This is a genomic window from Streptosporangium oxazolinicum (genome assembly GCF_039537505.1).
Lineage (GTDB): Bacteria > Actinomycetota > Actinomycetes > Streptosporangiales > Streptosporangiaceae > Streptosporangium > Streptosporangium oxazolinicum.
This window is the reverse complement of record NZ_BAABAQ010000005.1, coordinates 258,822-279,262: the sequence shown is the minus strand read 5'-3', so window position 1 is coordinate 279,262 and position 20,441 is coordinate 258,822. Positions and strand designations below refer to the sequence as shown.

The 20,441-nt window shown below is 71.8% G+C and carries 17 protein-coding genes; 6 read left to right on the top strand and 11 right to left on the bottom strand.

The window, feature by feature from the left end:
- Positions 1–405 precede the first annotated feature (405 nt).
- From ABD817_RS16545 to ABD817_RS16530, 4 genes are all read left to right on the top strand, one after another.
- Complete coding sequence (locus ABD817_RS16545; protein WP_344918822.1) at positions 406–1,026, top strand: AAA family ATPase; 621 nt, start codon at positions 406–408, stop codon at positions 1,024–1,026.
- Positions 1,027–1,093: 67 nt separating this feature from the next.
- Positions 1,094–1,423: a cupin domain-containing protein gene (locus tag ABD817_RS16540; RefSeq protein WP_344918820.1), complete on the top strand. Its 330-nt coding sequence runs from the start codon at positions 1,094–1,096 to the stop codon at positions 1,421–1,423.
- Between the two features lie 159 nt (positions 1,424–1,582).
- On the top strand, positions 1,583–2,416 hold the full coding sequence (locus tag ABD817_RS16535; protein ID WP_344918818.1) for a hypothetical protein: 834 nt from the start codon (positions 1,583–1,585) through the stop codon (positions 2,414–2,416).
- 64 nt (positions 2,417–2,480) lie between these two features.
- The gene (locus tag ABD817_RS16530; RefSeq protein WP_344918817.1) at positions 2,481–4,637 is read left to right on the top strand and encodes a tetratricopeptide repeat protein; all 2,157 of its coding nucleotides are present in this window, start codon (positions 2,481–2,483) and stop codon (positions 4,635–4,637) included.
- An 86-nt stretch (positions 4,638–4,723) separates the two neighbouring features.
- On the opposite strand, the gene ABD817_RS16525 is transcribed toward ABD817_RS16530, so the two are convergent.
- From ABD817_RS16525 to ABD817_RS16490, 8 genes are all read right to left on the bottom strand, one after another.
- On the bottom strand, positions 4,724–5,719 hold the full coding sequence (locus tag ABD817_RS16525) for a CPBP family intramembrane glutamic endopeptidase (protein ID WP_344918816.1): 996 nt from the start codon (positions 5,717–5,719) through the stop codon (positions 4,724–4,726).
- Between the two features lie 328 nt (positions 5,720–6,047).
- Positions 6,048–6,968 (bottom strand): ABC transporter ATP-binding protein, encoded by a 921-nt coding sequence (locus ABD817_RS16520; protein WP_344918815.1) that lies wholly within the window; start codon positions 6,966–6,968, stop codon positions 6,048–6,050.
- Positions 6,953–7,765: an ATP-binding cassette domain-containing protein gene (locus ABD817_RS16515; RefSeq protein ID WP_344918814.1), complete on the bottom strand. Its 813-nt coding sequence runs from the start codon at positions 7,763–7,765 to the stop codon at positions 6,953–6,955. The genes ABD817_RS16520 and ABD817_RS16515 overlap by 16 nt, the downstream gene beginning before the upstream one ends.
- A gap of 138 nt (positions 7,766–7,903) precedes the next feature.
- Positions 7,904–8,770: an ABC transporter permease gene (locus tag ABD817_RS16510; protein ID WP_344918813.1), complete on the bottom strand. Its 867-nt coding sequence runs from the start codon at positions 8,768–8,770 to the stop codon at positions 7,904–7,906.
- Positions 8,767–9,732 (bottom strand): ABC transporter permease, encoded by a 966-nt coding sequence (locus ABD817_RS16505; protein ID WP_344918812.1) that lies wholly within the window; start codon positions 9,730–9,732, stop codon positions 8,767–8,769. The genes ABD817_RS16510 and ABD817_RS16505 overlap by 4 nt, the downstream gene beginning before the upstream one ends.
- 73 nt (positions 9,733–9,805) lie before the next feature.
- Positions 9,806–11,359, bottom strand: coding sequence for an ABC transporter substrate-binding protein (locus ABD817_RS16500; RefSeq protein WP_344918811.1), 1,554 nt, complete (start codon positions 11,357–11,359; stop codon positions 9,806–9,808).
- Between the two features lie 246 nt (positions 11,360–11,605).
- Positions 11,606–11,800 (bottom strand): hypothetical protein, encoded by a 195-nt coding sequence (locus ABD817_RS16495; protein ID WP_344918810.1) that lies wholly within the window; start codon positions 11,798–11,800, stop codon positions 11,606–11,608.
- A 63-nt stretch (positions 11,801–11,863) separates the two neighbouring features.
- The gene (locus ABD817_RS16490; protein WP_344918809.1) at positions 11,864–12,316 is read right to left on the bottom strand and encodes an Lrp/AsnC family transcriptional regulator; all 453 of its coding nucleotides are present in this window, start codon (positions 12,314–12,316) and stop codon (positions 11,864–11,866) included.
- A 110-nt stretch (positions 12,317–12,426) separates the two neighbouring features.
- On the opposite strand from ABD817_RS16490, the gene ABD817_RS16485 reads away from it, so the two are divergent.
- Positions 12,427–15,942: an indolepyruvate ferredoxin oxidoreductase family protein gene (locus ABD817_RS16485; protein ID WP_344918808.1), complete on the top strand. Its 3,516-nt coding sequence runs from the start codon at positions 12,427–12,429 to the stop codon at positions 15,940–15,942.
- An 88-nt stretch (positions 15,943–16,030) separates the two neighbouring features.
- On the opposite strand, the gene ABD817_RS16480 is transcribed toward ABD817_RS16485, so the two are convergent.
- Positions 16,031–17,095 (bottom strand): LacI family DNA-binding transcriptional regulator, encoded by a 1,065-nt coding sequence (locus ABD817_RS16480; protein WP_344918807.1) that lies wholly within the window; start codon positions 17,093–17,095, stop codon positions 16,031–16,033.
- Between the two features lie 296 nt (positions 17,096–17,391).
- On the opposite strand from ABD817_RS16480, the gene ABD817_RS16475 reads away from it, so the two are divergent.
- Positions 17,392–18,678 carry an ABC transporter ATP-binding protein gene (locus ABD817_RS16475; protein ID WP_344918806.1) on the top strand — a complete coding sequence of 429 codons (1,287 nt, stop codon included), beginning with the start codon at positions 17,392–17,394 and terminating at the stop codon, positions 18,676–18,678.
- Positions 18,679–18,768: 90 nt separating this feature from the next.
- Here the strand turns inward: ABD817_RS16475 and ABD817_RS16470 are convergent, their stop codons facing one another.
- On the bottom strand, positions 18,769–19,503 hold the full coding sequence (locus tag ABD817_RS16470) for a hypothetical protein (protein ID WP_344918805.1): 735 nt from the start codon (positions 19,501–19,503) through the stop codon (positions 18,769–18,771).
- Positions 19,504–19,737: 234 nt separating this feature from the next.
- A complete protein-coding gene (locus ABD817_RS16465) occupies positions 19,738–20,376 on the bottom strand; it encodes an ACT domain-containing protein (protein WP_344918804.1) in 639 nt (212 codons plus the stop codon).
- Positions 20,377–20,441 lie beyond the last annotated feature (65 nt).

Here is a 20,441-nt window from a genome sequence, read left to right as displayed (position 1 = left end):
CGCCCTGTGGCGTCCCCGGGCGGTCGCCCGCGAGGTGCGGGTGAAGGAGACCTCGAATGGCCGAGCGCATTCGAGGAGCGACCATGCACCCGACAGTCCACTCCCCCTCCGGACACCACCTCACCGGCGTGCCCCCTCCCCTCCGGTCCTGCCTGGTTCTCCGGCGCGACGCCCCTCCTCGCCGTACCCCCGCCGCGACACGTCCCGCGGCCGTCGCCGGTCCGTACCGTCCCGGCCGTCGCACCCCACCATCTCCGGACGCGCCTCACGAGTAGCCCTCGGTCCGACCTTCGCCAGGTTCGTCCCCTCCGGCGACCGCCGGATCGACGGCGAACTCGATTCCGCCACTGGAAGGCTGCGAGACGCACTATGAGAGAAGTCCCCCACACCAGCGAGGTGCACGTGATGGCGACCACATCGGCCAGCCGGTCCTCCGTCGAGGACCTGCGCTATCCGGCGGGATCGCTGGTGCTCCTGGCGGGGTTGCCCGGCGCGGGCAAGAGCACCCTGCTCGACCGGCTGTACGGGCTGCGCGGCGACGAGAGGGAGCCGGTGCGCGCCGGTGAGGCGCGCGTCATCGACTCGCGCCAGTCCCGCAACTGGTGGGCCCGCTACCTGGGCCCGATCCCGCCGAGGGCCCGCGTCCCGATCGTGCACACCACCCACGTGGTGCGGATCGCCCGCGCCCTGCTGAAGGGGCACGCCGTCGTCGCGCACACCCGCGGCACGTGGCCGCACATCCTGTACGGGTTCGCCTGGCTGGCCCGCAGGGTCGGCAGCGAGGTCCACCTGATCCTGCTCGACGTGGAGCCGAGGACGGCCCGCGAGGGGCAGCTCTCGCGCGGCCGGGTCGTCACGAGCGCGACCTTCGCCCGGCACTGCCGCCGCTGGCGGGTGATCATCGACCGTGCCCGCGCCGGCTCGTTCCCCCCGGCCGCGAGTGTCACGATCCTCGACCGTCCGGCCGCGGACCTGCTCAGGGCCATACGCTTCGACGAGCGTCCCGCCGCGCGGCGGGACGGATGACTTTACCTTCGCCTGGCTCTGCGCCCCGCCCGCCCCGGGCACGTTCAGAACGACCGGGAGGAACCCAATGATCGACGTACTGGCTCTCGCCGAGGAGCATCTCACCCTCGCCAGGGCGAGCGCGCACGGCCGCAGCGCCCACACCTACCTCAACGAGGGCACCCTGCGGCAGGCGGTCATCGCGCTGACCGCGGGAACGGTCCTCGGCGACCACGAGGCCCCGCCCGCCGGGAGCCTGCACGTCCTGCTGGGGCGGGTCCGGCTCGTCGACGACGACGGGCGGACCGTCGAGATCGGCGCGGGGCAGAGCGCCCCGATCCCGCAGCGGCGGCACTCGCTGGAGGCCGACCAGGAGTCGGTGGTCATCCTCACCAGCGTCGTCAACATCGGCGGCTGAGGGCTCGTACGGGCCGGACCCGCCCCTCGTCGGGCGAGACCCGGCCCGCTGTCGTCTTTGTCGTCTCTGTCGCTCCCGTGGTTCGATGCCGTTATCGTCATCACCTGACCACGGACAGGCGCGAACCGCGCCTGCGCCCCCCGGAGCCGGAGGTCTCAGATGCCCGTCGAGGCGAGGGGAAACGCGCCCGATCCCGGCCGTGCCGAGCGTCCCGGCGACGGCGTCCCGGCACGGGGCCGGAACGATGCCGTCCGGTCGTTGCGGTCGAGGATCGCGGCCCTCCGCAGGGCCGGTGCGGCGGGACCGAGGAGGCCGCTCCGGCCCCGGCGGTTCCGGTTCCCGAGGCGGACCGGCGGGGAGCGGGGCGGGGGCCGGTCGTACGAGCGGATCGTCGCGATCGCGATCGGCCTGGCCACGATCACCGGGGCGGCCGCCTCGTACGCGGCGGTACGGCTGAAGTCGCAGGCGATCGACGCCGACCGGCAGGCCGTGGTGGAGACCATACAGGTGCGGACGGCGGGCGTGGTGGCGCACATGAGCAGCCGGTCGAGGGGCGGCCAGGCCGTGCAGTACCGGACCCTGCACGCCCAGGCCGACGCGATCGAGGCCGTCGACCCCGACGAGGCCAGGACCCTCCGCGACATCGCCGACGGCTTCCTCCTCGACCAGTACATCGACCGCCGCTACCTGCCGGGCGCGGGCGCCTCCGCCAAGTGGGACTACGAGATGAGCGAGGCCGCGGTGGTCCGCGGCTACGAGATCTTCACGGTGCCGGGCGACCAGCCTGCCCGGACGGCGCGACGCGCCGACGCCCTGCACGACCGGGTCGGCCATCTCACCCTCACCGTCGCCGGCACCCTCGGGATCGTGCTCCTGCTGACCGTCGCGCGTCTCGTCGCGCCGCCTCGGCGCGACCGGCTCCTGCGGGTCGCGCTCGGCGGCTACGGGCTGCTCACCGCCCTGGCCCTGTGGCTCTCCCTGGCCCCGACATGACAGAAGGCCCGGCATGACAGAAACCCCGGTATGACCGAAGACCCGGTGTGACGGAGGATCCGCCATGACAGAGGACCCCGGTGTGACCGAAGACTCCGATGGAACGAAAAACCCCCGTGAGACGGAGACCCCCGGCCCGGCGGAGACCCCCGGCCCGGCGGAGAACCCCGGCCCGACGGAGAACCCCGGTGGAGCCGAGGAATCCGGTGGAACCGAGGAGTTCGACACCCCGTTCAAGCGCGGGCTCGCGCTCACGATGACCGCGGTGGGCCTGCTTGCCGGCGTGCTCACCTACCTCGGCGGGCAGGCGGGCACCCAGGAGGACAGGAACGCCCGCGAGGCGCAACGCGCCTCCGTCACCGCGCTGGCCGCGCAGGCCGGGGCGACGGCCGACTCCCTGGAGAGCACCGCCAACCTCGGCGCCGCCACCACCGTCAAGCGCCGTCACGACATCGAGTCCCTCCGGGCCACGCTGCTCGGCGAGCAGGAGCACGAGGCCGTCGCCGACCGGCTCCGGCAGGCGTACGGCAAGCTGGACGGCGTCTCCCCGCTGCCGACCGGCGACGCGGTCGCCGCCCAGCGCTACTTCGCCGATCTCAACAGGGAGGCGACCGTGGCGAGCCTCCTTCAGGAGGCGACCCAGGAGACCGCGAGCTCGTGGGGCGACAGGAGCAACACCTACTCCGCGGGGACCGCCCTCCTCGCGGTCGCGCTCACCCTGTTCGGCCTGTCCCTGACCGTCGGCGAGGCCAACCGGCGCCACCTGGTGTGGCCCGCCACCGCGATAGTGGCCGTCACCGTCGCGGGCACCCTCGTCCTCCTCGTCGTACCGCCCGTCACGACACCCCGCGCGGCCATCGTGGCCGTGGCCGAGGGCGACCGTCTCGCCGGGCTGCGCGAGCACGAGGACGCGATCGCCCACTACACCCGGGCGATCGCCCTGCGCGACGACTACGCGGTCGCCTACGAGCATCGCGCGACCTCCCGGGTGATGGCGGCCAGCCCCGAGCGCGCCACGTCGGCGTTCGTGTTCAGCACGGCCTCCCGCAGCGCGTACGAGGCCGCGGTGGCGGACATGACCAAGGCGATGGAGTACGGCGGCGACGAGAAGTACACCGCCCTGGTCAACCTGGGCGGCTTCGAGATCCACCTGGCCGACTACGAGGCGGCCGAGGAGCACAGCCGGGCCGCCGTCGCGCTCAACCCCGGTCCGCCGATACCCCGGATGAACCTGCTGCTGGCCCTGCTCGGCCAGCGGAAGACCGCAGAGGCCAGGCGGGTGGCCACCGAGCTGCTCCGGGTGATCGGGAGCCGCCCCGACCCCACCGAACGCAACGAGCTCTACGCCGCCACCCGTACCACCCTCGACCTGGTGTCCGCCCAGCGCGACCACGCCCGGCCCCTCGCCCAGGAGATCAAGGGTGAGCTGGTGCGCGCCCAGGGCGAGGAGCTCGCCCCGGACGCGCGGCCCGCGCCGTCGGCGCGGATCCCGGCGATCCGGGTGGCCGCGCAGGGTTCCATGATCCAGGCGTCCCTCTCCTACGAGGGCATGTTCAAGGGCGCCAGGATGGCCTCGATCGTCTACTACCGGGAGCGGCCGGGCGACGAGTGGCTCCAGCGCTCCGACCTGGTCAGCATCCAGCCCTGGCAGCTCGAAGGGGCCTCGGGCACCACGTCCTGGACGGTCGTCGACGCCGCCTGCCCCGCGACCGGCGAGTATCGTGTCGAGTTCTACGCCGAGGGCCGCCTGCTGGCCAGTGCGGGCGCCACCCTGTCGACCGGCACCGGCGCCGGCCTGACCGGGTACGCGGACTGGGCCGGTGGCCTGACGCTCTGCCGCCCCGACGGCTGGGCCCTCTCCCACGAGAGGGCCGGCACCGCCGACCTGACCTCCCCGGACAGACGCCACCACCTGGCGGTCAGGGTCCTTCGCATCGCCCCGCCCACCTCGGCCGCGTCCCGCGCCCGGACCCTGAGCACGGTCCGCGAACAGCTGGAGCGCACCCTCCCCGCCCGTCCGCTGAACGCCCGGCCCCTGGCCGACGCGCTCTTCGGCGGTTTTACCGGCCCCGCCTGGTGGCTGACCCTCCCCGACGCCGAGGTGGCCTATCTGTGGGCGTCCCTCGACGACACCGGCAGGCTCCGCACCTTCGTCGCCCGCTTTCCGGGGAACAACCCCGAGATCCTGAACAACGTCCTCGGCTACCTCCGCTTCGTCTGACCTGCTCCCTCGGGGATCTCAGCGCTGGCCGGTCCGTGGCGGGCCGAGCCGCTCGGGGGGCAGGACCTCGACGCTCGAATCGATCGTCATCGGAGCTGGTCGGCCGGAGTTCGCGCCGGACCCGTGTGCCGCGTGCGCAACCACACCACCGCCACCACGAGGGCGCCGGCGACCATCAACGGGACGACCATGGCGGCGGACGCGACGCCCGCGGATCGATCCGTGAGCCCGGCGCCGATGTCGCCGTGCATGGCGACGACGAACAGGAACAGGATCATGTTGTTCAACGCGTGAACGACGACCGCGATCTCAAGGCCGCCTGTGCGCCAGGTGACGATCGCCAGGATGACGGCGACCATCAGGTAATGGGCGTTGAGCCACGGGTCGGCCGCGGCGTGAATCACCGCGAAGGCGACGCTGGACACGATGATTCCGACGATCAGCCCTGCCCTCGGCCCACGTGCCCAGCTTCCGGCGACCCGGAAGACGAGACCGCGCAGCCCGTACTCCTCGCCCGCCGCCTGTAAGGGAGTCAAAAGGAGAACGGCGGCCAGGATTCCGATCACGTCCGTGAACGACCACTCCGTCGACGCGTCCGGCCCCAGCAGCACGTGCTGTGTGACCACGGCGAGCACCCAGAGGGGCCCGACCAGCACCAGCGCCCGTCCGAACAGATCGAAGCGGAAGCGCGAGATCACGGAGTGGAGTGAGGGGCCCCGCACGCCGTAGAGCCACCGCTGGATGAGCATGCTCCAGGGAGCGAGCAGGGCGATCGACGCCATACCGGCGGCGAACTGCAGCGGGGTGTACTCGATGCCGCCCGCTGCCGGGGTGGTGTCGCCCCATTGCGCGTCGAGCAGTGCGGCGGCGCCGCCGAGGAGAATCGCGAAGACCAGCATCCCGCCCAGGAGAAGCGCGATCGCGAGGATTCCGCGTCCTATGCGACGCTTCTCCCCGGCGAGCACACGGTGGTACTCCACATCCGGTGGAACCGCCCGAGGACCGCGCGGCTCCGGATCCCCCGCCGCGTCTCCCACCAGTGCGTTGGCCGGCGGCTCCGACGTCTTCGTGTGGTCATTCATATGGATCGTTCCTCTCTTTCGGTTTCTGATCGACCCCGAGTACGCGGCCGGTTCCCGACCGCGTCGAACAGGACGCCGCGGCGGAGGCGGAGCGCACGTTCCCTTGGCCGGACTCGGCCTTGTGACGACGCCTTGTGACGATGGAGGCCCCCTGTCCCCTCGTCGACGGCGTCGCGACCGACTCTCTGTGCCGACGTCGAGAAGCACGACTAATACACTGTGCTAAAAACTAGCACAGTGTATTAGTCGTGACCAGAGGAGGCGAGGGTCCGGCTTTGGACGGGTGAGCCGGCGGCGGATCCGGCAGGACGGCGGCCCGGGAAGGCGGTCAGGTGGCGGGGAGTCTCGGCACGCTGTCGATCAGGCGCCGGGTGTAGGGGTGGCGGGGGGAGCCGAGCACGGTGGCGGTGTCGCCCTGCTCCACGATCCGGCCGCGTTCGAGGACCGCCGTGTGGTCGCAGAGCATCGCGACCACGGCGAGGTCGTGGGAGACCATCACGACGGTGAGCCCGTGACTCTCGCGCAGCTCGGCCAGCAGGTCGATGACGCGTACGCGCGTGGAGACGTCCAGGGCGCTGACGGGCTCGTCGGCGAGCAGGACCCTGGGCTCGCACACGATGGCCCGCGCGATGGCGACGCGCTGGCGCTGCCCCCCGGAGAACTCGTGCGGGTAGCGGCGCGCGGCGTCGGCCGGCAGCCCGACGGCTTCGAGCGCGGCGGCGACGCGCAGGTCAGCGGCCGAGGAGTTCCACCGCGACGCCGGTACCAGGCCGAGCGAGCGGAGCGGTTCCGCGACGATCCTGCCCACGCGTTGCCGTGGGTCGAGCGAGGAGTACGGGTCCTGGAACACGGTCTGCACGCCGCGGCGGAACGCGCGCATCCGCCCGCGGTCGCGCGGCGAGAGCGGCGTCCCGTCGAAGAGGATCCGTCCCTCGGTGGGTACGGCGAGGCCGAGCAGCAGGCGCAGCAGCGTCGTCTTGCCCGCCCCCGACTCCCCGACCAGGGCCGTGCTTCGCCCCGGCAGCACCTGGAAGGAGACGTCGGAGAGCACGGGGTCCGCCGCCCGGCGGTAGGCGAAGCCCACCTGACGCGCCTCCAGGACGGGCTGGACCACCGCGTCGGGAACGGGTTCGGACGGCGCCACCCCGGCCCGAGCGGCTCCGGCGGTGTCCGGGGCGGATCCGTTGGTCGCCTCGGCGGCGGGTTCGGACGGCTGGTCCGGGGTGGGCCGGGTCAACGGTTCGTCCAATCCAGTGCGCTGTCGAGGTGCCGGGCACCCGCCACCAGTGACCGGGTGTACGGGTGGCACGGCGCGTTCACGATCTCCCGGACGGTTCCCGACTCGACGGCCTCGCCGTCCTTGAGGACGAGGACGCGGTCGGTGATCCCGGAGACGACCGCGAGGTCGTGGCCGATGAACAGCAGGGCCATGCCCCGGGCGGTGACCAGACCGCCGAGCAGGGCGAGCACCTCCGCCTGCACCGTCACGTCGAGGGCCGTGGTCGGCTCGTCGGCGATGAGCAGCGCGGGCTCGCAGGCCAGGGCCATCGCGATGGCGACGCGCTGGCGCTGGCCGCCGGAGATCTCGTGCGGGTACGCCCGCGCGACGCGGCCGGGTTCGGCGATCCTGACCTCCTGGAGCGCGGCGGCCACGGCGGCGCGCAGGGCGGCGCCGCGCAGCCCTCGCCCGCGTCTGATGGGTTCGGCGAGCTGGCGTCCGACCCTCATGAGCGGGTCGAGTGCCGTCAGGGGCTCCTGGAAGACGACCGATGCCGCCCGGCCGCGCAGCCCGTTCAGGCGCCGTTCGGGGGCGCCGACGACCTCGGACGGTCCCGTTCCCGGCGGGTCGAGCACGACGCTGCCGGAGGCGGTCATGCCGGACGGCAGCAAGCCCATGATCGCGAGGACGGTCAGCGACTTGCCGGACCCGGACTCGCCGATCAGGCCGAGCCGCTCCCCCGGGTCGATCGCGAAGGACAGGTCCCTGACGAGGTCGCGGCCGTCGGCGGAGCGCACCCGCAGTCCCGTCACACCGAGCAGGCTCATCGTCTCCCCCACCGGATCGGGTCGGCCATATCGAAGCGCACTCGCGGTCCCGTCACACCGAGCGGACTCATCGACTCCCCCACTGAACCGGGTCGGCCACATCGAAGCGCACCCGCGGCCCCGTCACACCGAGCAGACTCATCGGCTCCTCCGCCGAGTCGGGTCGGCCACGTCCCGCAGGCCGTCGGCGATCAGGTTCACCCCGACGACGAGCACGACCAGCAGCACGCCGGGGGCGACGGCGCCGAGCGGCGCGGTGAGCACGGTCGCCTGGGCCTCCTGCAGCATGCGTCCCCAGGAGGCGTTCGGCGGGGGCGGGCCGAGGCCCAGGTAGGACAGGGACGCCTCGGCCAGTACGGCGAGCCCGAGCTGGAGCGCGAGGTTGACCAGCAGCGTCGGCCAGATGTTCGGCAGGACGTGCTCGGTCACCACGCGCGGCCAGGAGGTTCCCGAGGTGCGTGAGGCCGTGACGAAGTCCTGGGCCAGCACGCGCTTGACGAGCACCCGGGTCAGCCGCGCCACGATCGCGGACATGCCCAGCCCGATCGCCAGGACCGCCGAGCCGAGCGACGCCGAGCGTACCGCGACGATGAGCATGGCCAGGAGCAGGGTGGGGAAGGCGATGAGGATGTCGAGCAGCGCCGAGAGCGTGTCGTCGAGCCAGCGGGTGGCGAACCCGGCCGCGAGACCGGCGAGCAGGCCGAGGACGCCGCCGAGCAGGACCGACCCCACCCCGACCGTCAGCGCGATCCGCGCGCCGATCATCAGCTGGGTGAGCAGGTCCCGGCCGAGCTTGTCGGTGCCCAGCGGGTGAGCGGCCCCCGGCGGCATCAGCCGGTCTCCGGAGGTGTCGTCCGGGGCGTACGGGAGCCAGAGGAGGGAGACGACCGTGACGGCGAGGACCAGACCGGCGAGCACGCATCCGATCACGAGCGTCGCGGACCGCCGCGACCGGACGGGAGCCTCCGGCGCCGGGGCTTTCGACGGGGAGGCCGAGGTGTTCATCGGGGGCCTCCGGAGACGGTGCCGCGCAGCCGGGGGTCGATGAGCCGCTGGGCGAGGTCGGCGGCGAAGCCGATCAGCAGGACCGCGAAGGTGCTGACGAACAGGATGCCCTGGATCACCGGGTAGTCGTGCTGGGCGATCCCCTTGACCAGCATGCCGCCGAGGCCGGGGAGGGCGAACACGCTCTCGACGACGACGGCCCCGAGGAAGGTCGTGGCGAGCTCGATCCCGAGGATGGAGACGACGGGCACCGCCGCGTTGCGCAGGCCGTGCCGCCACATCGCCCCGGTGAAGGAGGAGCCGAGCGCCCTGAAGGTCCGCAGGTGGTCGCTGCCGAGCACGTCCAGGGTGGCGGAGCGGACGTAGCGGACGAGCGAGGCCGACATGACGAGGGCGATCGTGACGACGGGCAGTGCCAGCGAGGTGAGGGCCGCGACCGGGTCGGCCCAGTCGTCCCTCGGGAAACCGCCTGCCGGGAACACCCTCAGCCGCAGCGCGAACACCGTGACCAGCAGCATCCCCACCCAGAAGGCCGGGACCGCGATGCCCAGCTGGGACAGCCCGCTGAGCAGGGACCCGTACCAGGTGCCCGCGCGGTGGGCGGCGACGAAGCCGACCGGTACGGCGACGGCGACGGCCAGCAGGAAGGACAGCAGGGTGAGCGGGACGGTGACGACCAGGCGGGAGGCGATCTCCGGGCCGACCGGGAGGGTGCTGACGAACGACTCGCCCAGGTCCAGGGTGACGAGCCGGCCGAGCCAGGTGGCGAACTGCTCGGGCAGTGGCAGGTCGGAGCCGATCTGCCTGCGGGCGGCCTCGATCTGCTCGGGGGTGGCGCCGACCGACAGCAGCGCGTTGGCGGGGTCGCCGGGCAGCAGGCGCAGCAGCAGGAAGAGGACGACGCAGGCCAGCAGGAGCGAGACGACGAGGAACGCCGCCCGCCGCAGCAAATAAATGATCATGAGAGAGGGGGTCGCGCCGGCCGGACCGCCGCGCGGGGCGGCGGTCCTGGCCTGCGGGGCGCGGTGCCGGGCATCAGCCCTTCTTGATGCCGTAGGCGTGGAACTGCGAGTTGAGGCCGTTGACCGGGTAGCCCGACAGCGACGACGAGGCCACCACGATCTGCGGGTAGAGGTAGAGCCAGTCGCTGGCGGCGTCCTCGGCGATCTTCCGGTTGGCCCGCTTGAGCAGCTCGGCCTGCTTCTCGACGGTGTCGGCCTTCTCCGCCTCGCCGACCAGCTTGGTCACCTCCGGGTTGTCGTAGCCCCAGTAGAAGTCGGGGTTGCCGTACCAGACGACGTCGCGGTCGTTGACGTGCTCCTGCAGCGTGGCGGTGAAGTCGCGGTTCTTGAACACCTTGGTGTACCACTCGTCGGCGGTGATGACGTTGATCGTCACGTTGATACCGATCTTGGCCAGCTCGCCCTTGATGAACGTGGCCGCGGTGGGGTGCGGGTCGTAGTTCGGGGTGTCGAGCGTGACGTCGAACCCGTTCGCGAAACCCGCCTCGGCGAGCTGCTTCTTGGCCAGCTCCACGTCGTAGGGGTCGAGCGAGGTGAGGTCCTCGTACCACGGGTCGGTGGGCGGGACCATCGAGCCGATCGCCGTCCCGTAGCCGCCCCAGACGGAGTCGAGCAGCTTGCGGTCGTCGATGGCGGAGGCGACGGCCTTGCGGACGAGCTTGTTGTCGAACGGCTTGACCCTGTCGTTGAAGGCGAGCAGGAGCTTGGTCGTCGACCGGCCGTCGTTGACCTTGTAGTTCGGGTTGTTCTTGAACTGCTCCAGCGCGTCCGGGCTCTGCTCGCTGGTCACGATGTCGACGGCGTCGGTCAGCAGCGCGTTGTTGAGCGCGGTCGCCGAGGTGAAGTAGTGGAACACCACGCCCTTGTTCGTCGGGGCGGTGCCCCAGTAGCCGTCGAACGGCGTCAGGCTCAGCGTGGAGCCGCGCTTCCACTCACCGAGCCGGTACGGGCCGGTGCCGTCCTCGGACGTCGCCAGGTCCTTCGCCGCGTCGTTGACGATCCAGACGTAGCTGAGGTTGTAGACGAACGAGATCGACCTGTCCTTCAGCGTCACGACGACCGTGCCGTCGTCGGGCGTCTCGATGCTCCTGACGACGGCGAAGCTGCTCTTGCGGGCCGACTGCGACTCCTTCGCGGTGACCCGCTCGATGCTGTTCTTCACGTCGGCGGAGGTGAGGGGGTCGCCCGAGTGGAACGTGACGCCGTCGCGCAGGGTGAAGGTGTAGGTGAGGCCGTCGGGGCTGACCTCGTGGCTCGCGGCGAGCAGGTTCTCGACCTCGCCCTCGTCGGTGAGCCTGAACAGGCCCTCGTAGACGTTGCCGTTGAACGCCTCCGTCGTGCCCTGCCCGCCGCCGCCGGTGTTGTCGAGGTTCTGCGGCTCGTAGAGCGAGCCGATCTCGATCGTCGCGGCCGGGTCGAAGGCGGGCGCCGCGCTCCCCCCGGAACCGGAACCGGAACCGGAGCCCGAGCCCGCGCTGGGGCCGGGGGCGGGACCCGAGCCACAGCCGGCGAGGACCAGCGCGGCCGCGATCACGGCTCCGATGAACGGCGTCGTCTTCCTGTTCACTGTCTCTCCTGCTGGCCGTCCGTGCCACCGCGCCGCACGGGAGACGCGGGCATAGTCGACGATGCTCGCGGGGGCCGTTACGGACGCGGTTTCGGACAGCTCACTTCGTTGCGGTCGGCGAGGGCTCGCCGGGAGGGTTTCGTGCGGTACGCCGCCGACGACAGGCTGGGAACACGTCGTCAGCGGCTTCACCGACTAACCCTACAGAAATAGTAGGCTTTGTCCAATTTCGGACAAAAGTCGGCTTTACGGCTGACCGCTACCGGCGAAGCGGTCCGGACACGGGCGGCCGATCTCCCACGGCCCGGCACCGACCCGGGCGGCCCCCTCCTCGCGGTCGCCGCGCCACCACAGGAAGAGGCCCCCCTCCCCGTGCTCGGCGGCGAGCCCGTTGAAACCGGACGCCGACAGCACCTTCGAGGTCGCCGTCGACCTCATCATCGCGGGCCTGGAGGGGAGCCGCCCCTGAGGCGCGCGCCTACCGCCGGGAACGGAGGCGCCGGACTACAGGGGCAGGACGCCACCGGGCTTGAGAGCCTTCATCGCGATCTGGGAGGTGAGCTTGTCGAGACCGGGCAGGCGGCCGAGCTTCTCCAGGCAGAGCTGGCTGTAGGCGTCCATGTCGGGCACCGCCACCCGCAGCACGTAGTCGGGGCGGCCGAACATGCGCAGGCACTCCACCACGTCGTCGATCTCCATCACGGCGGCCTCGAAGGCGGTGACCGTCTCGGCGTCCTGGCCCTCCAGCTCGACGTAGGCGACGACCTGGAAGCCCCGTCCCACCGCCGCCGGGTCGATCACGGCGCGGTAGCCGGTGATCACTCCGGTCTCCTCCAGGTTGCGGACCCGGCGCAGGCACGGCGAGGGGGTGAGCCGCACCCGCTCGGCCAGCTCCAGGTTGCTCAACCGCCCCTCCACCTGGAGGAGACCGAGAATTGCGCGATCCGTCACATCCATGACATCGGATGCTAACGAGGGGCGTCATCCTCCGAAAGATTGACATCGAATTTTGTTCTACCTGGCATAACCTTGCGGCATCGCAGGAGCGCCGACGACGGGACGAAACAATGACGATCTTCGCAGACGCCCGTGAGATCTCCCCCGACGACCGCTACCTGCTCGACGAGGGCCAGGTCTTCATGACCGGCACCCAGGCCCTGGTCCGGGTGATCATCGACCAGATGCGCGCCGACCGGGTCGCGGGGCTCCGCACCGGCACGATGGTGTCCGGCTACCCCGGCTCCCCGCTGGGCGGCTTCGACCAGGAGCTGGCCCGCTCCCGCCGTCACACCGAGCCGCTCGGCGTGGTGCACCGCCCCGGGCAGAACGAGGAACTCGGCGCCACCGCCGTCTGGGGCAGCCAGCTCGTGCCCGCGCTCCCCCGCCCGCGTACCTCCGGCGTGCTGGGCGTCTGGTACGGCAAGGCGCCCGGCGTCGACCGCGCGGCCGACGCGTTCCGGCACGGCAACTTCGTCGGCGCCCATCCCGAGGGCGGCCTGATCGCGCTCTGCGGCGACGACCCGACCTGCAAGTCCTCCACCCTCCCCTCGGCGACCGAGGGCACACTCGCCACGCTGGGCATGCCGATCGTCCACCCCGGCAGCGTCCAGGAGCTGCTCGACCTGGGACGCCACGCGATCGCGGCGTCCCGGGCGAGCGGCCTGTGGGTCGCGGTGAAGGCCGTCTCCAACGTCGTGGACGGCACCGGCACCGTGAACGTCGGGCATGACCGGGTCGTCCCGGTCATGCCCGATGTCGAGTACGAGGGCAGGCCGTACCGGCACGTGCCCGACGCGACGCTGCTCACCCCGTGGTCGCTGGAGATGGAACGCACGCTCGTCGGCCCGCGTCTCGACCTGGCCCGCGCCTACGCCCGCGAGAACGGGCTCAACCGCGTCACCGCCGACCCCCGTGACGCCTGGCTGGGCGTCGTCGCCTCGGGAACCGCGTACTACGACGTCCGCGAGGGCTTCCGCAAGCTCGGCGTCACACCGGAGGAGGCCGGGGTCCGCCTCCTGAAGATCGGCATGCTCTGGCCGCTGGACCCGGAGATCGTCCGGACCTTCGCCCGGGGGCTGTCGGAGATCCTCGTCGTGGAGGAGAAGGCCCCGCTGCTGGAGACCTCGGTCAAGGACATCCTGTACGGGACCGCCGACGCCCCCCGCGTGCTGGGCAAGCTCGACGAGAACGGCGAGCGGCTCATCCCCCGCTACGGTGCCGTCGACGCCGACCTCGCCGCCAAGGCCGTCGCCTTCCGGCTGCGCCGCCGGGGCCTGACCGGGCTGGACGGGCTGACCGGGCTGAACGGTCTCGGCGAGCGGGTGGCGAAGGGGCTCTCGGTCATCTCGCGCCCGGCGCCGCTCACGCTGCTCACTCCCAAGCGGACCCCCTTCTTCTGCTCGGGCTGCCCGCACAACCGTTCCACCGCCGTCCCCGACGGCGCGCCCGTCGGCGCCGGGATCGGCTGCCACACGATGGTGGTGCTCAACCGCGAGGGCAAGGGCACGCTCACCGGCCTGACCCAGATGGGCGGCGAGGGGGCGCAGTGGATCGGCCAGGCGCCGTTCACCGACACCCCGCACATCTTCCAGAACCTCGGGGACGGCACCTTCCACCACAGCGGCTCGCTCGCGATCAGGGCCGCGGTCGGTGCGGGCGTCAACATCACCTACAAGCTGCTCTACAACGACGCGGTCGCGATGACCGGCGGCCAGACGATCACCCCTGCCCTGTCGGTGCCCGACCTGACCCGCTGGCTGGAGACCGAGGGGGTGCGCGGGGTCGTCGTCACCACCGACGAGCCCGAGCGCTACCGGGGGGTCAAACTGGCGGGCATCGCCGAGGTCCGCGACAGGTCGGCGCTGGAGGACGCACAGCGCGAGCTGGCCGCGGTCCCCGGGGTGACCGTGCTCATCCACGACCAGCGGTGCGCGGCCGAGAAGCGGCGGCTGCGCAAGAGGGGCGACCTGCCCGACCCCGCCAGGCGGGTGGCGATCAACCAGCGGGTCTGCGAGGGCTGCGGCGACTGCGGGCAGAAGTCCGAGTGCCTGTCCGTGCTGCCGGTGGAGACCGAGTTCGGCCGCAAGACCGAGATCCACCAGTCGTCGTGCAACAAGGACTACTCGTGCGTGGAGGGCGACTGCCCGTCCTTCCTCACCGTCCTGCCCGCCCGGGGGAAGGCCGCCTCGAAGAAGCGCGCCCCGCTGCCCGCGCCGCCGGACATGCCCCTCCCCGAGGCCCGCACCGGGGAGACCTCGATCAGGCTCGTCGGCATCGGCGGCACCGGCGTGGTGTCGGTCGCGCAGATCCTCGGCACCGCCGCGATGCTCGACGGCAGGCGGTCGCGGGGGCTCGACCAGACCGGCCTGGCCCAGAAGGGCGGCACGGTCGTCTCCGACATCCTCGTCTTCGACGGTGACGGCGACCGCTCGGCGCGGGGCGGCGCGGCCAGCGTGGACGCCTACCTGGCGCTGGACCTGATCGGCGCCACCGACCCCGCCCACCTGGCCGCCGCCGACCGCGACCGGACCGTGGCGGTGGTCTCCACCAGCCTGGTGCCGACCGGTTCGATGGTGCTCGACCCGTCCACCCACCTGACCGACGTGAGCTCGCCGATCGGCGCGCTGGAGGCGCGGACCCGGCGCGAGCTGAACGTCTACCTCGACGCCGAGGAGATGGCCCAGGCGCTGTTCGGCGACCACATGCCGGCCAACACGATCATCGTCGGGGCCGCCTGGCAGCGCGGGCTCATCCCGCTCGGCCTGGAGTCGATCGAACGGGCCATCCGCGCGGGCGGCGGCCGGGCCGCCGAGCGGACCGTCGCCGCCTTCCACTGGGGCCGCGCGGCGGTCGCCGCCCCCGAGGCCGTCGCGGCGGCGACCCGCCCCGCCGTCCCGGCCGCGCCGCTCCCCGCCCCGGAGGCGGTACGCCTGGCCGACGCGGTCGCCGAACCCGGTACCGAGCTGCACCGGATCCTCACGGTCCGGGTGCCCGACCTCGCCGCGTACCAGAACGCGCGCTACGCCGCCCGGTACGCCGACGCCGTCCGCGCGGTCCTCGCCAGGGAGCGGGAGGTCTCCCCCGGGAGCACCGCCGTCACCGAGTCCTACGCCCGGCAGCTGCACCGGCTGATGGCGTACAAGGACGAGTACGAGGTGGCGCGCCTGCACCTCGACCCGGCCGAGCGGGCGCGGATCGCCGCCGAGTTCGGCCCCGGCGCGCGGGTCTCCTACAACCTGCACCCGCCGTTCCTGCGCGCCCTGGGCATGAGGCGCAAGCTGCGCCTCGGCGCCTGGTTCGACCCGGCCTTCCGCCTGCTGTACGGCATGCGCGCGCTGCGCGGCACCCGCCTGGACCCGTTCGGCCTGGGTGAGGTGCGCGGGACCGAGCGGGAGCTCGCCGCCGAGTACACCCGAGACGTGCACTGCGCGCTGGACCACCTGCGCCCGGAGACCGGGGAGCGGGTCCGCGAGCTGGCCGGGCTGCCCGACCTGGTGAGGGGGTACGAGCACGTGAAGCTGCGCAACGTGGCCGCCTACCGCGAGCGCGTGGCCGCGCTTCTCGACGGGCTGCGCGAGGGCTGACGGTACCCGCGAGGCCGGGAGCCGAGGGAACGCCCGGAGAGCGGCCCGTACAGAACGCGTCCCCGGCGGGCGGCCGGGAATCCGGGCCCTAGCGGTTGACCAGGGGGCCCGAGCCGGTCGAGCGGCGGACGACGAGCTCGGGCTGGAACATCAGCTCGACGTGTTTGGCGCGGACCCCGTTGATCTCCTCCAGGAGGGTCGCCACCGCCGCCGAGGCCATCGCCCCGATGGGCTTGCGCACGGTGGTGAGCGGCGGGTCGGTGAACGCGATCAGCGGCGAGTCGTCGAACCCCACCACCGACACCTCCCCCGGCACCGACAACCCCCGGTCACGGCAGGCACGGATCGCCCCCAGCGCCATCAGGTCCGACGCGCACACGATGCCTGTGCAACCGCGCGCCAGCAACTGCGCCGCGGCCGCCTGACCACCCTCCACCGAGAACAACGAATGCGAGATCAGCTCGTCGACATCCGTGACACCGAGCAGCTGGGACATCGCCCGCCGATAACCCTCGATCTTCCTGATCACCGGCACGAACCGGCGCGGCCCCACGGCCAGGCCGATGCGCTCGTGACCGAGGTCGGCCAGGTGCTGGACGGCGAGCCGGGCCGCGGCCCGGTCGTCCGGGGAGATGAACGGTGCCTCGACCCGCTCGCTGTAGCCGTCGAGCAGGACGATCGGCAGCCCGCGCTCGATCAGGCGGGTGTAACGGTCCATCTTGGCCGTGGTGTCGGCGTGCAGCCCGGAGACGAAGACGATGCCGCTCACCCCTCGGTCCATCAGGAGTTCGGTGAACTCGTCCTCGGGGGCGCCCCCGGGCAGCTGGGTGCAGAGCACCGGGGTGTAACCGTGCTGGGTGAGCGCCTTCTCGATGGCCTGGGCGAAGGCCGGGAAGATGGGGTTGTCCAGCTCGGGGGTGACCAGGCCGATCAGCCCGTTGCTGCGCTGGCGCAACCGCTGCGGGCGCTCGTACCCCATCAGGTCCAGAGCCGTCAGCACCGCCTGCCGGGTCGACTGCGACACGCTGGGCTTGCCGTTGAGCACCCGGCTGACGGTGGCCTCGCTCACCCCGGCCTGCGCGGCGATGTCGGCCAGCCGGATCGTCGTCCCGTCGGAGCGGGAGCGCGAGGTCTGCGCGAGCTCGCCGTCCATCAAGCAGTCACCCCACCCTGCGGCTGAACCGGGCACGAACCGATCGGCATCCGGCACCCTCTATGAAATTCGTTTCTGCAACTTTTCGCAAATTGTAACATTTCAACCTTCGTACTGGCGCTCTGGTAAAGGTCGGATGTCACCACTGACCGTCACGTCCGGGAACGGGGAAGTAACCATTAGATGAGCAATTTCTAACGACATCTATGGACATGCGGGCAAGTGTCGCGATGTACTACCTCATCAATCACACGGCTGGGAATCCGGGCGGGGGCGTCCGGGAGGAACGAGCGCGCATGAGTACCGTCGTCCTCGACAACGTGAGCAAGGTATACCCGGGCGGATACCTCGCGGTCGACCGCATGAGCCTGCGCGCGGAAAACGGGGAATTTCTCGTCCTGCTCGGCCCCTCGGGCTGCGGTAAGTCCACCCTGCTCCGGATGATCGCGGGTCTGGAGGAGGTCACCGACGGGGACCTGTGGCTGGGCGGCACGCTCGCCAACGAACTCGCTCCCCGCGACCGCGACGTGGCCATGGTGTTCCAGAACGGCGCGCTCTACCCGCACCGGACGGTACGCGGCAACATCGCCTTCCCCCTGGAGATCGCGAAGGCCGACCCCGCGCTGGTCAGGGAGCGGGTGACGGAGCTGTCCAAGGCGTTGCACATCGACGAGACCCTGGAACGGCGCCCGGGAACGCTCTCCGGTGGCCAGCGCCAGCGCGTGGCGATGGGCCGCGCGATCGTCCGCCAGCCCTCGCTCTTCCTGATGGACGAGCCGCTCTCCAACCTGGACGCGGGCATGCGCACCGAGCTCCGGATGGAGATCTCCTCGCTGGTCCGCTCCCTCGGGGTGACCACGATCTACGTGACGCACGACCAGGTCGAGGCCCTCACCCTGGCCGACCGGATCGCCATCATGAACCGCGGCGTCCTGCAGGACCTCGGCACCCCCGGGCAGGTCTACAACGACCCCGCGACCGCCTTCACCGCGGCCTTCCTCAGCTCCCAGCAGATCAACCTGCTCGCGGCCACCGTCCGCACCCCGCAGAACCAGTTCATCCTGCTGGACTTCGGCCCGCACCAGATCATGATCCCCTGGACCGATCCCAGGGCGTACGTCATCTCCCAGCACGTGGGCCGCCAGATCATCGTCGGCCTGCGCCCCGACTGCCTGGCCCCGGTCCCCGACAGCTTCGAGGGGCCGACCTTCCTCGGCCGCGTCCGCGCCCTGGAGTACCACGGCCACGAGTGGCTCGCCTACGTCGAGAGCGGGCTCGCCTCCGTGGCCGTTCCCGAGCCCCCCGACCCCCGGAAGGCCGGTGGCCTGGGCGTCCCCCTCGTCGGCGGGCGGATCCGCTCGGTGCTGCGGCGGATGATGCCCGGCGCCGCGTTCGACGAGGACTCCGAGCCGCAGCAGGAGCAGGAGCACGTCAGCGGCCACCACCGCCGGGCCGATCTCATCGTCCGCCTGGGCTCCCGCCCGGTCTGGCGGGCCGGGGAGCCGGCCCGGGTGGGGGTCGACGTCACCCGTCTGATGCTCTTCACCATGGACGGCGCCCGCATCGACCCGCCGCAGCGGTGACGCGACGCCGCCCACGACACCGCTCACGGCGGGGCGGGACGGCGGTCGTACGGGGCCGGGGAGCCTGTCGCGCGGGGTCCCGGGCGCCGGTCAGAGCGTCGTGATCGTCTCACCGATCCGGTTGAACAGCTCCTGTTTGCCCTCGGCGTCGGTGCTGAGCGTGACGATGCAGGTCTTGTTCCCGGCCGGCACGTAGTACTGGGTGCCCCGGACGTCGACGCCGTTGGTCGCGAACGAGTAGACGATCCGCGCCGCCTCCCTGGAGCCGATCCGCACCTTCCTCGCCTCGATGACCTTGGCGTTGAGCTGTTCCAGCTGCTTTCTGGTGTCTCTGAGCAGCTGTTCCGTCGAGGTTTGCCGCCCGGCCTGGCAGAAGGCGTTGAGATTGGTGGGAAACCCGTTCGTGGAGCTCTTCGCCGAGTTCGCGTCCGAGGCCCAGAGGCCGTTGTTGTCGACCAGGGTCTGCAGGCTCTTCCTGGCCTGATCCAGCGTGGGGCCCGACAGGCCGCTGTTCTTCAGCCCCTTGTTGAGATCGTCCTTGGTCAGGTCGAGCGCGACCCAGTCCTTCGGGACCGCGACGACGACGCCGTTGGCCGGGCCGCCGATCTGCTTGAACCCCTCGGGCACGGGCACGGCGCTCCCCGCGGGTCCGACGCCGGGAGCGGTGCTCACCTCGGGCCCGGGGCTTCGCTCGATGTCGGAGGCTCGCGCCGGGATCGCGGGAGCGGCGTCCGTGGCGGCCGGGCCCCCGCTCCCGCAGGCCGTGCTCGCTCCCAGACAGAGTCCCAGCAGGCTCGTCGTCACGACGTGGTGGCGCTTAGGCATCAGGCTGCCCTCCTCGCGGACCCGCGGGGCCCGGTACCGATACGACACTGCGGCGTCTATCGGGGGGAGATCCGATGCGGGTGTGCGCGACGGCCACCGTCCCGCCGGGCGGACCCCGGCCGCCCGCGGTGGGCGGGACCGGGCACGACGGGCGGGAAGGCGCGGTCGCGGGAGTGGCGCCAAGCCACTCCCTGCCTTCCTACCCCATAACCGACATATCGGAAACGCTGGAATTCAGGAGGTACGCCCCATGATGGAGACGATCTCCAGGACGCGTGTGGCACGCTCCAGTTCCACCCGGTGGAAGGGCGGGCCGTCGGTCCTGGCCAGGACCAGGTGCCGGCTCGTCCCCGACACCGGCAGGCTCATCAGCTGGTGCCGCCCGGAACCGAGGACGGCGGGCCGCAGCATGGCGAGATCGGCCGCCTTGACACCGACGAGACCACCCGTCTCGTCGAGGGTTTCCGGGGCCTGCCAGCTGCGGTGGACGATCTCTCCGTCCTCCGGCGACATGATCACCGCCCACTCGGCGCTCACCAGGTCGGGCACGGCGTCCACGAGGGTGGCGAGGGCCCTGCCCGGGTCGGCGGCGACGTGCTTCAGCAGGTCGTAGTCGGGTGCGGCGCCGGGGATCTCGCGGGTGGGCCAGACCCCCTCGACGCGCATCCCCGGGATACCCGAGAGACGGTCCCTGACCGTCTCCGCGTCCACGGTGCCGGGCCAGGAGACGGTGAAGTCGTCCACCGCCCGGCCGACCTCACGTTCCAGGACCGTCACCTGGAGGATGTCCGCACCCAGCGTGCCGAGCACCCGGGCCGCCTGGCCCAGGGCGCCGGGCCTGTCGGGGAAGGAAACACGTAGCCGCAACATCATGCCGATCACCTCGCTCTGCGCACCAGACTGTCCTAGCCAGGTTTCACGAAGGTTCCGGGGAGATG

Bases quoted from the DNA above. Each gene is read 5' to 3' on its own strand.
- ABD817_RS16545 (WP_344918822.1), top strand. From the start codon at position 406: ATGGCGACCACATCGGCCAGCCGGTCCTCCGTCGAGGACCTGCGCTAT.
- ABD817_RS16540 (WP_344918820.1), top strand. From the start codon at position 1,094: ATGATCGACGTACTGGCTCTCGCCGAGGAGCATCTCACCCTCGCCAGG.
- ABD817_RS16535 (WP_344918818.1), top strand. From the start codon at position 1,583: ATGCCCGTCGAGGCGAGGGGAAACGCGCCCGATCCCGGCCGTGCCGAG.
- ABD817_RS16530 (WP_344918817.1), top strand. From the start codon at position 2,481: ATGACAGAGGACCCCGGTGTGACCGAAGACTCCGATGGAACGAAAAAC.
- ABD817_RS16525 (WP_344918816.1), bottom strand. From the start codon at position 5,719: ATGAATGACCACACGAAGACGTCGGAGCCGCCGGCCAACGCACTGGTG.
- ABD817_RS16515 (WP_344918814.1), bottom strand. From the start codon at position 7,765: ATGAGCCTGCTCGGTGTGACGGGACTGCGGGTGCGCTCCGCCGACGGC.
- ABD817_RS16510 (WP_344918813.1), bottom strand. From the start codon at position 8,770: ATGAACACCTCGGCCTCCCCGTCGAAAGCCCCGGCGCCGGAGGCTCCC.
- ABD817_RS16505 (WP_344918812.1), bottom strand. From the start codon at position 9,732: ATGATCATTTATTTGCTGCGGCGGGCGGCGTTCCTCGTCGTCTCGCTC.
- ABD817_RS16495 (WP_344918810.1), bottom strand. From the start codon at position 11,800: ATGATGAGGTCGACGGCGACCTCGAAGGTGCTGTCGGCGTCCGGTTTC.
- ABD817_RS16490 (WP_344918809.1), bottom strand. From the start codon at position 12,316: ATGGATGTGACGGATCGCGCAATTCTCGGTCTCCTCCAGGTGGAGGGG.
- ABD817_RS16485 (WP_344918808.1), top strand. From the start codon at position 12,427: ATGACGATCTTCGCAGACGCCCGTGAGATCTCCCCCGACGACCGCTAC.
- ABD817_RS16480 (WP_344918807.1), bottom strand. From the start codon at position 17,095: ATGGACGGCGAGCTCGCGCAGACCTCGCGCTCCCGCTCCGACGGGACG.
- ABD817_RS16475 (WP_344918806.1), top strand. From the start codon at position 17,392: ATGAGTACCGTCGTCCTCGACAACGTGAGCAAGGTATACCCGGGCGGA.
- ABD817_RS16470 (WP_344918805.1), bottom strand. From the start codon at position 19,503: ATGCCTAAGCGCCACCACGTCGTGACGACGAGCCTGCTGGGACTCTGT.
- ABD817_RS16465 (WP_344918804.1), bottom strand. From the start codon at position 20,376: ATGATGTTGCGGCTACGTGTTTCCTTCCCCGACAGGCCCGGCGCCCTG.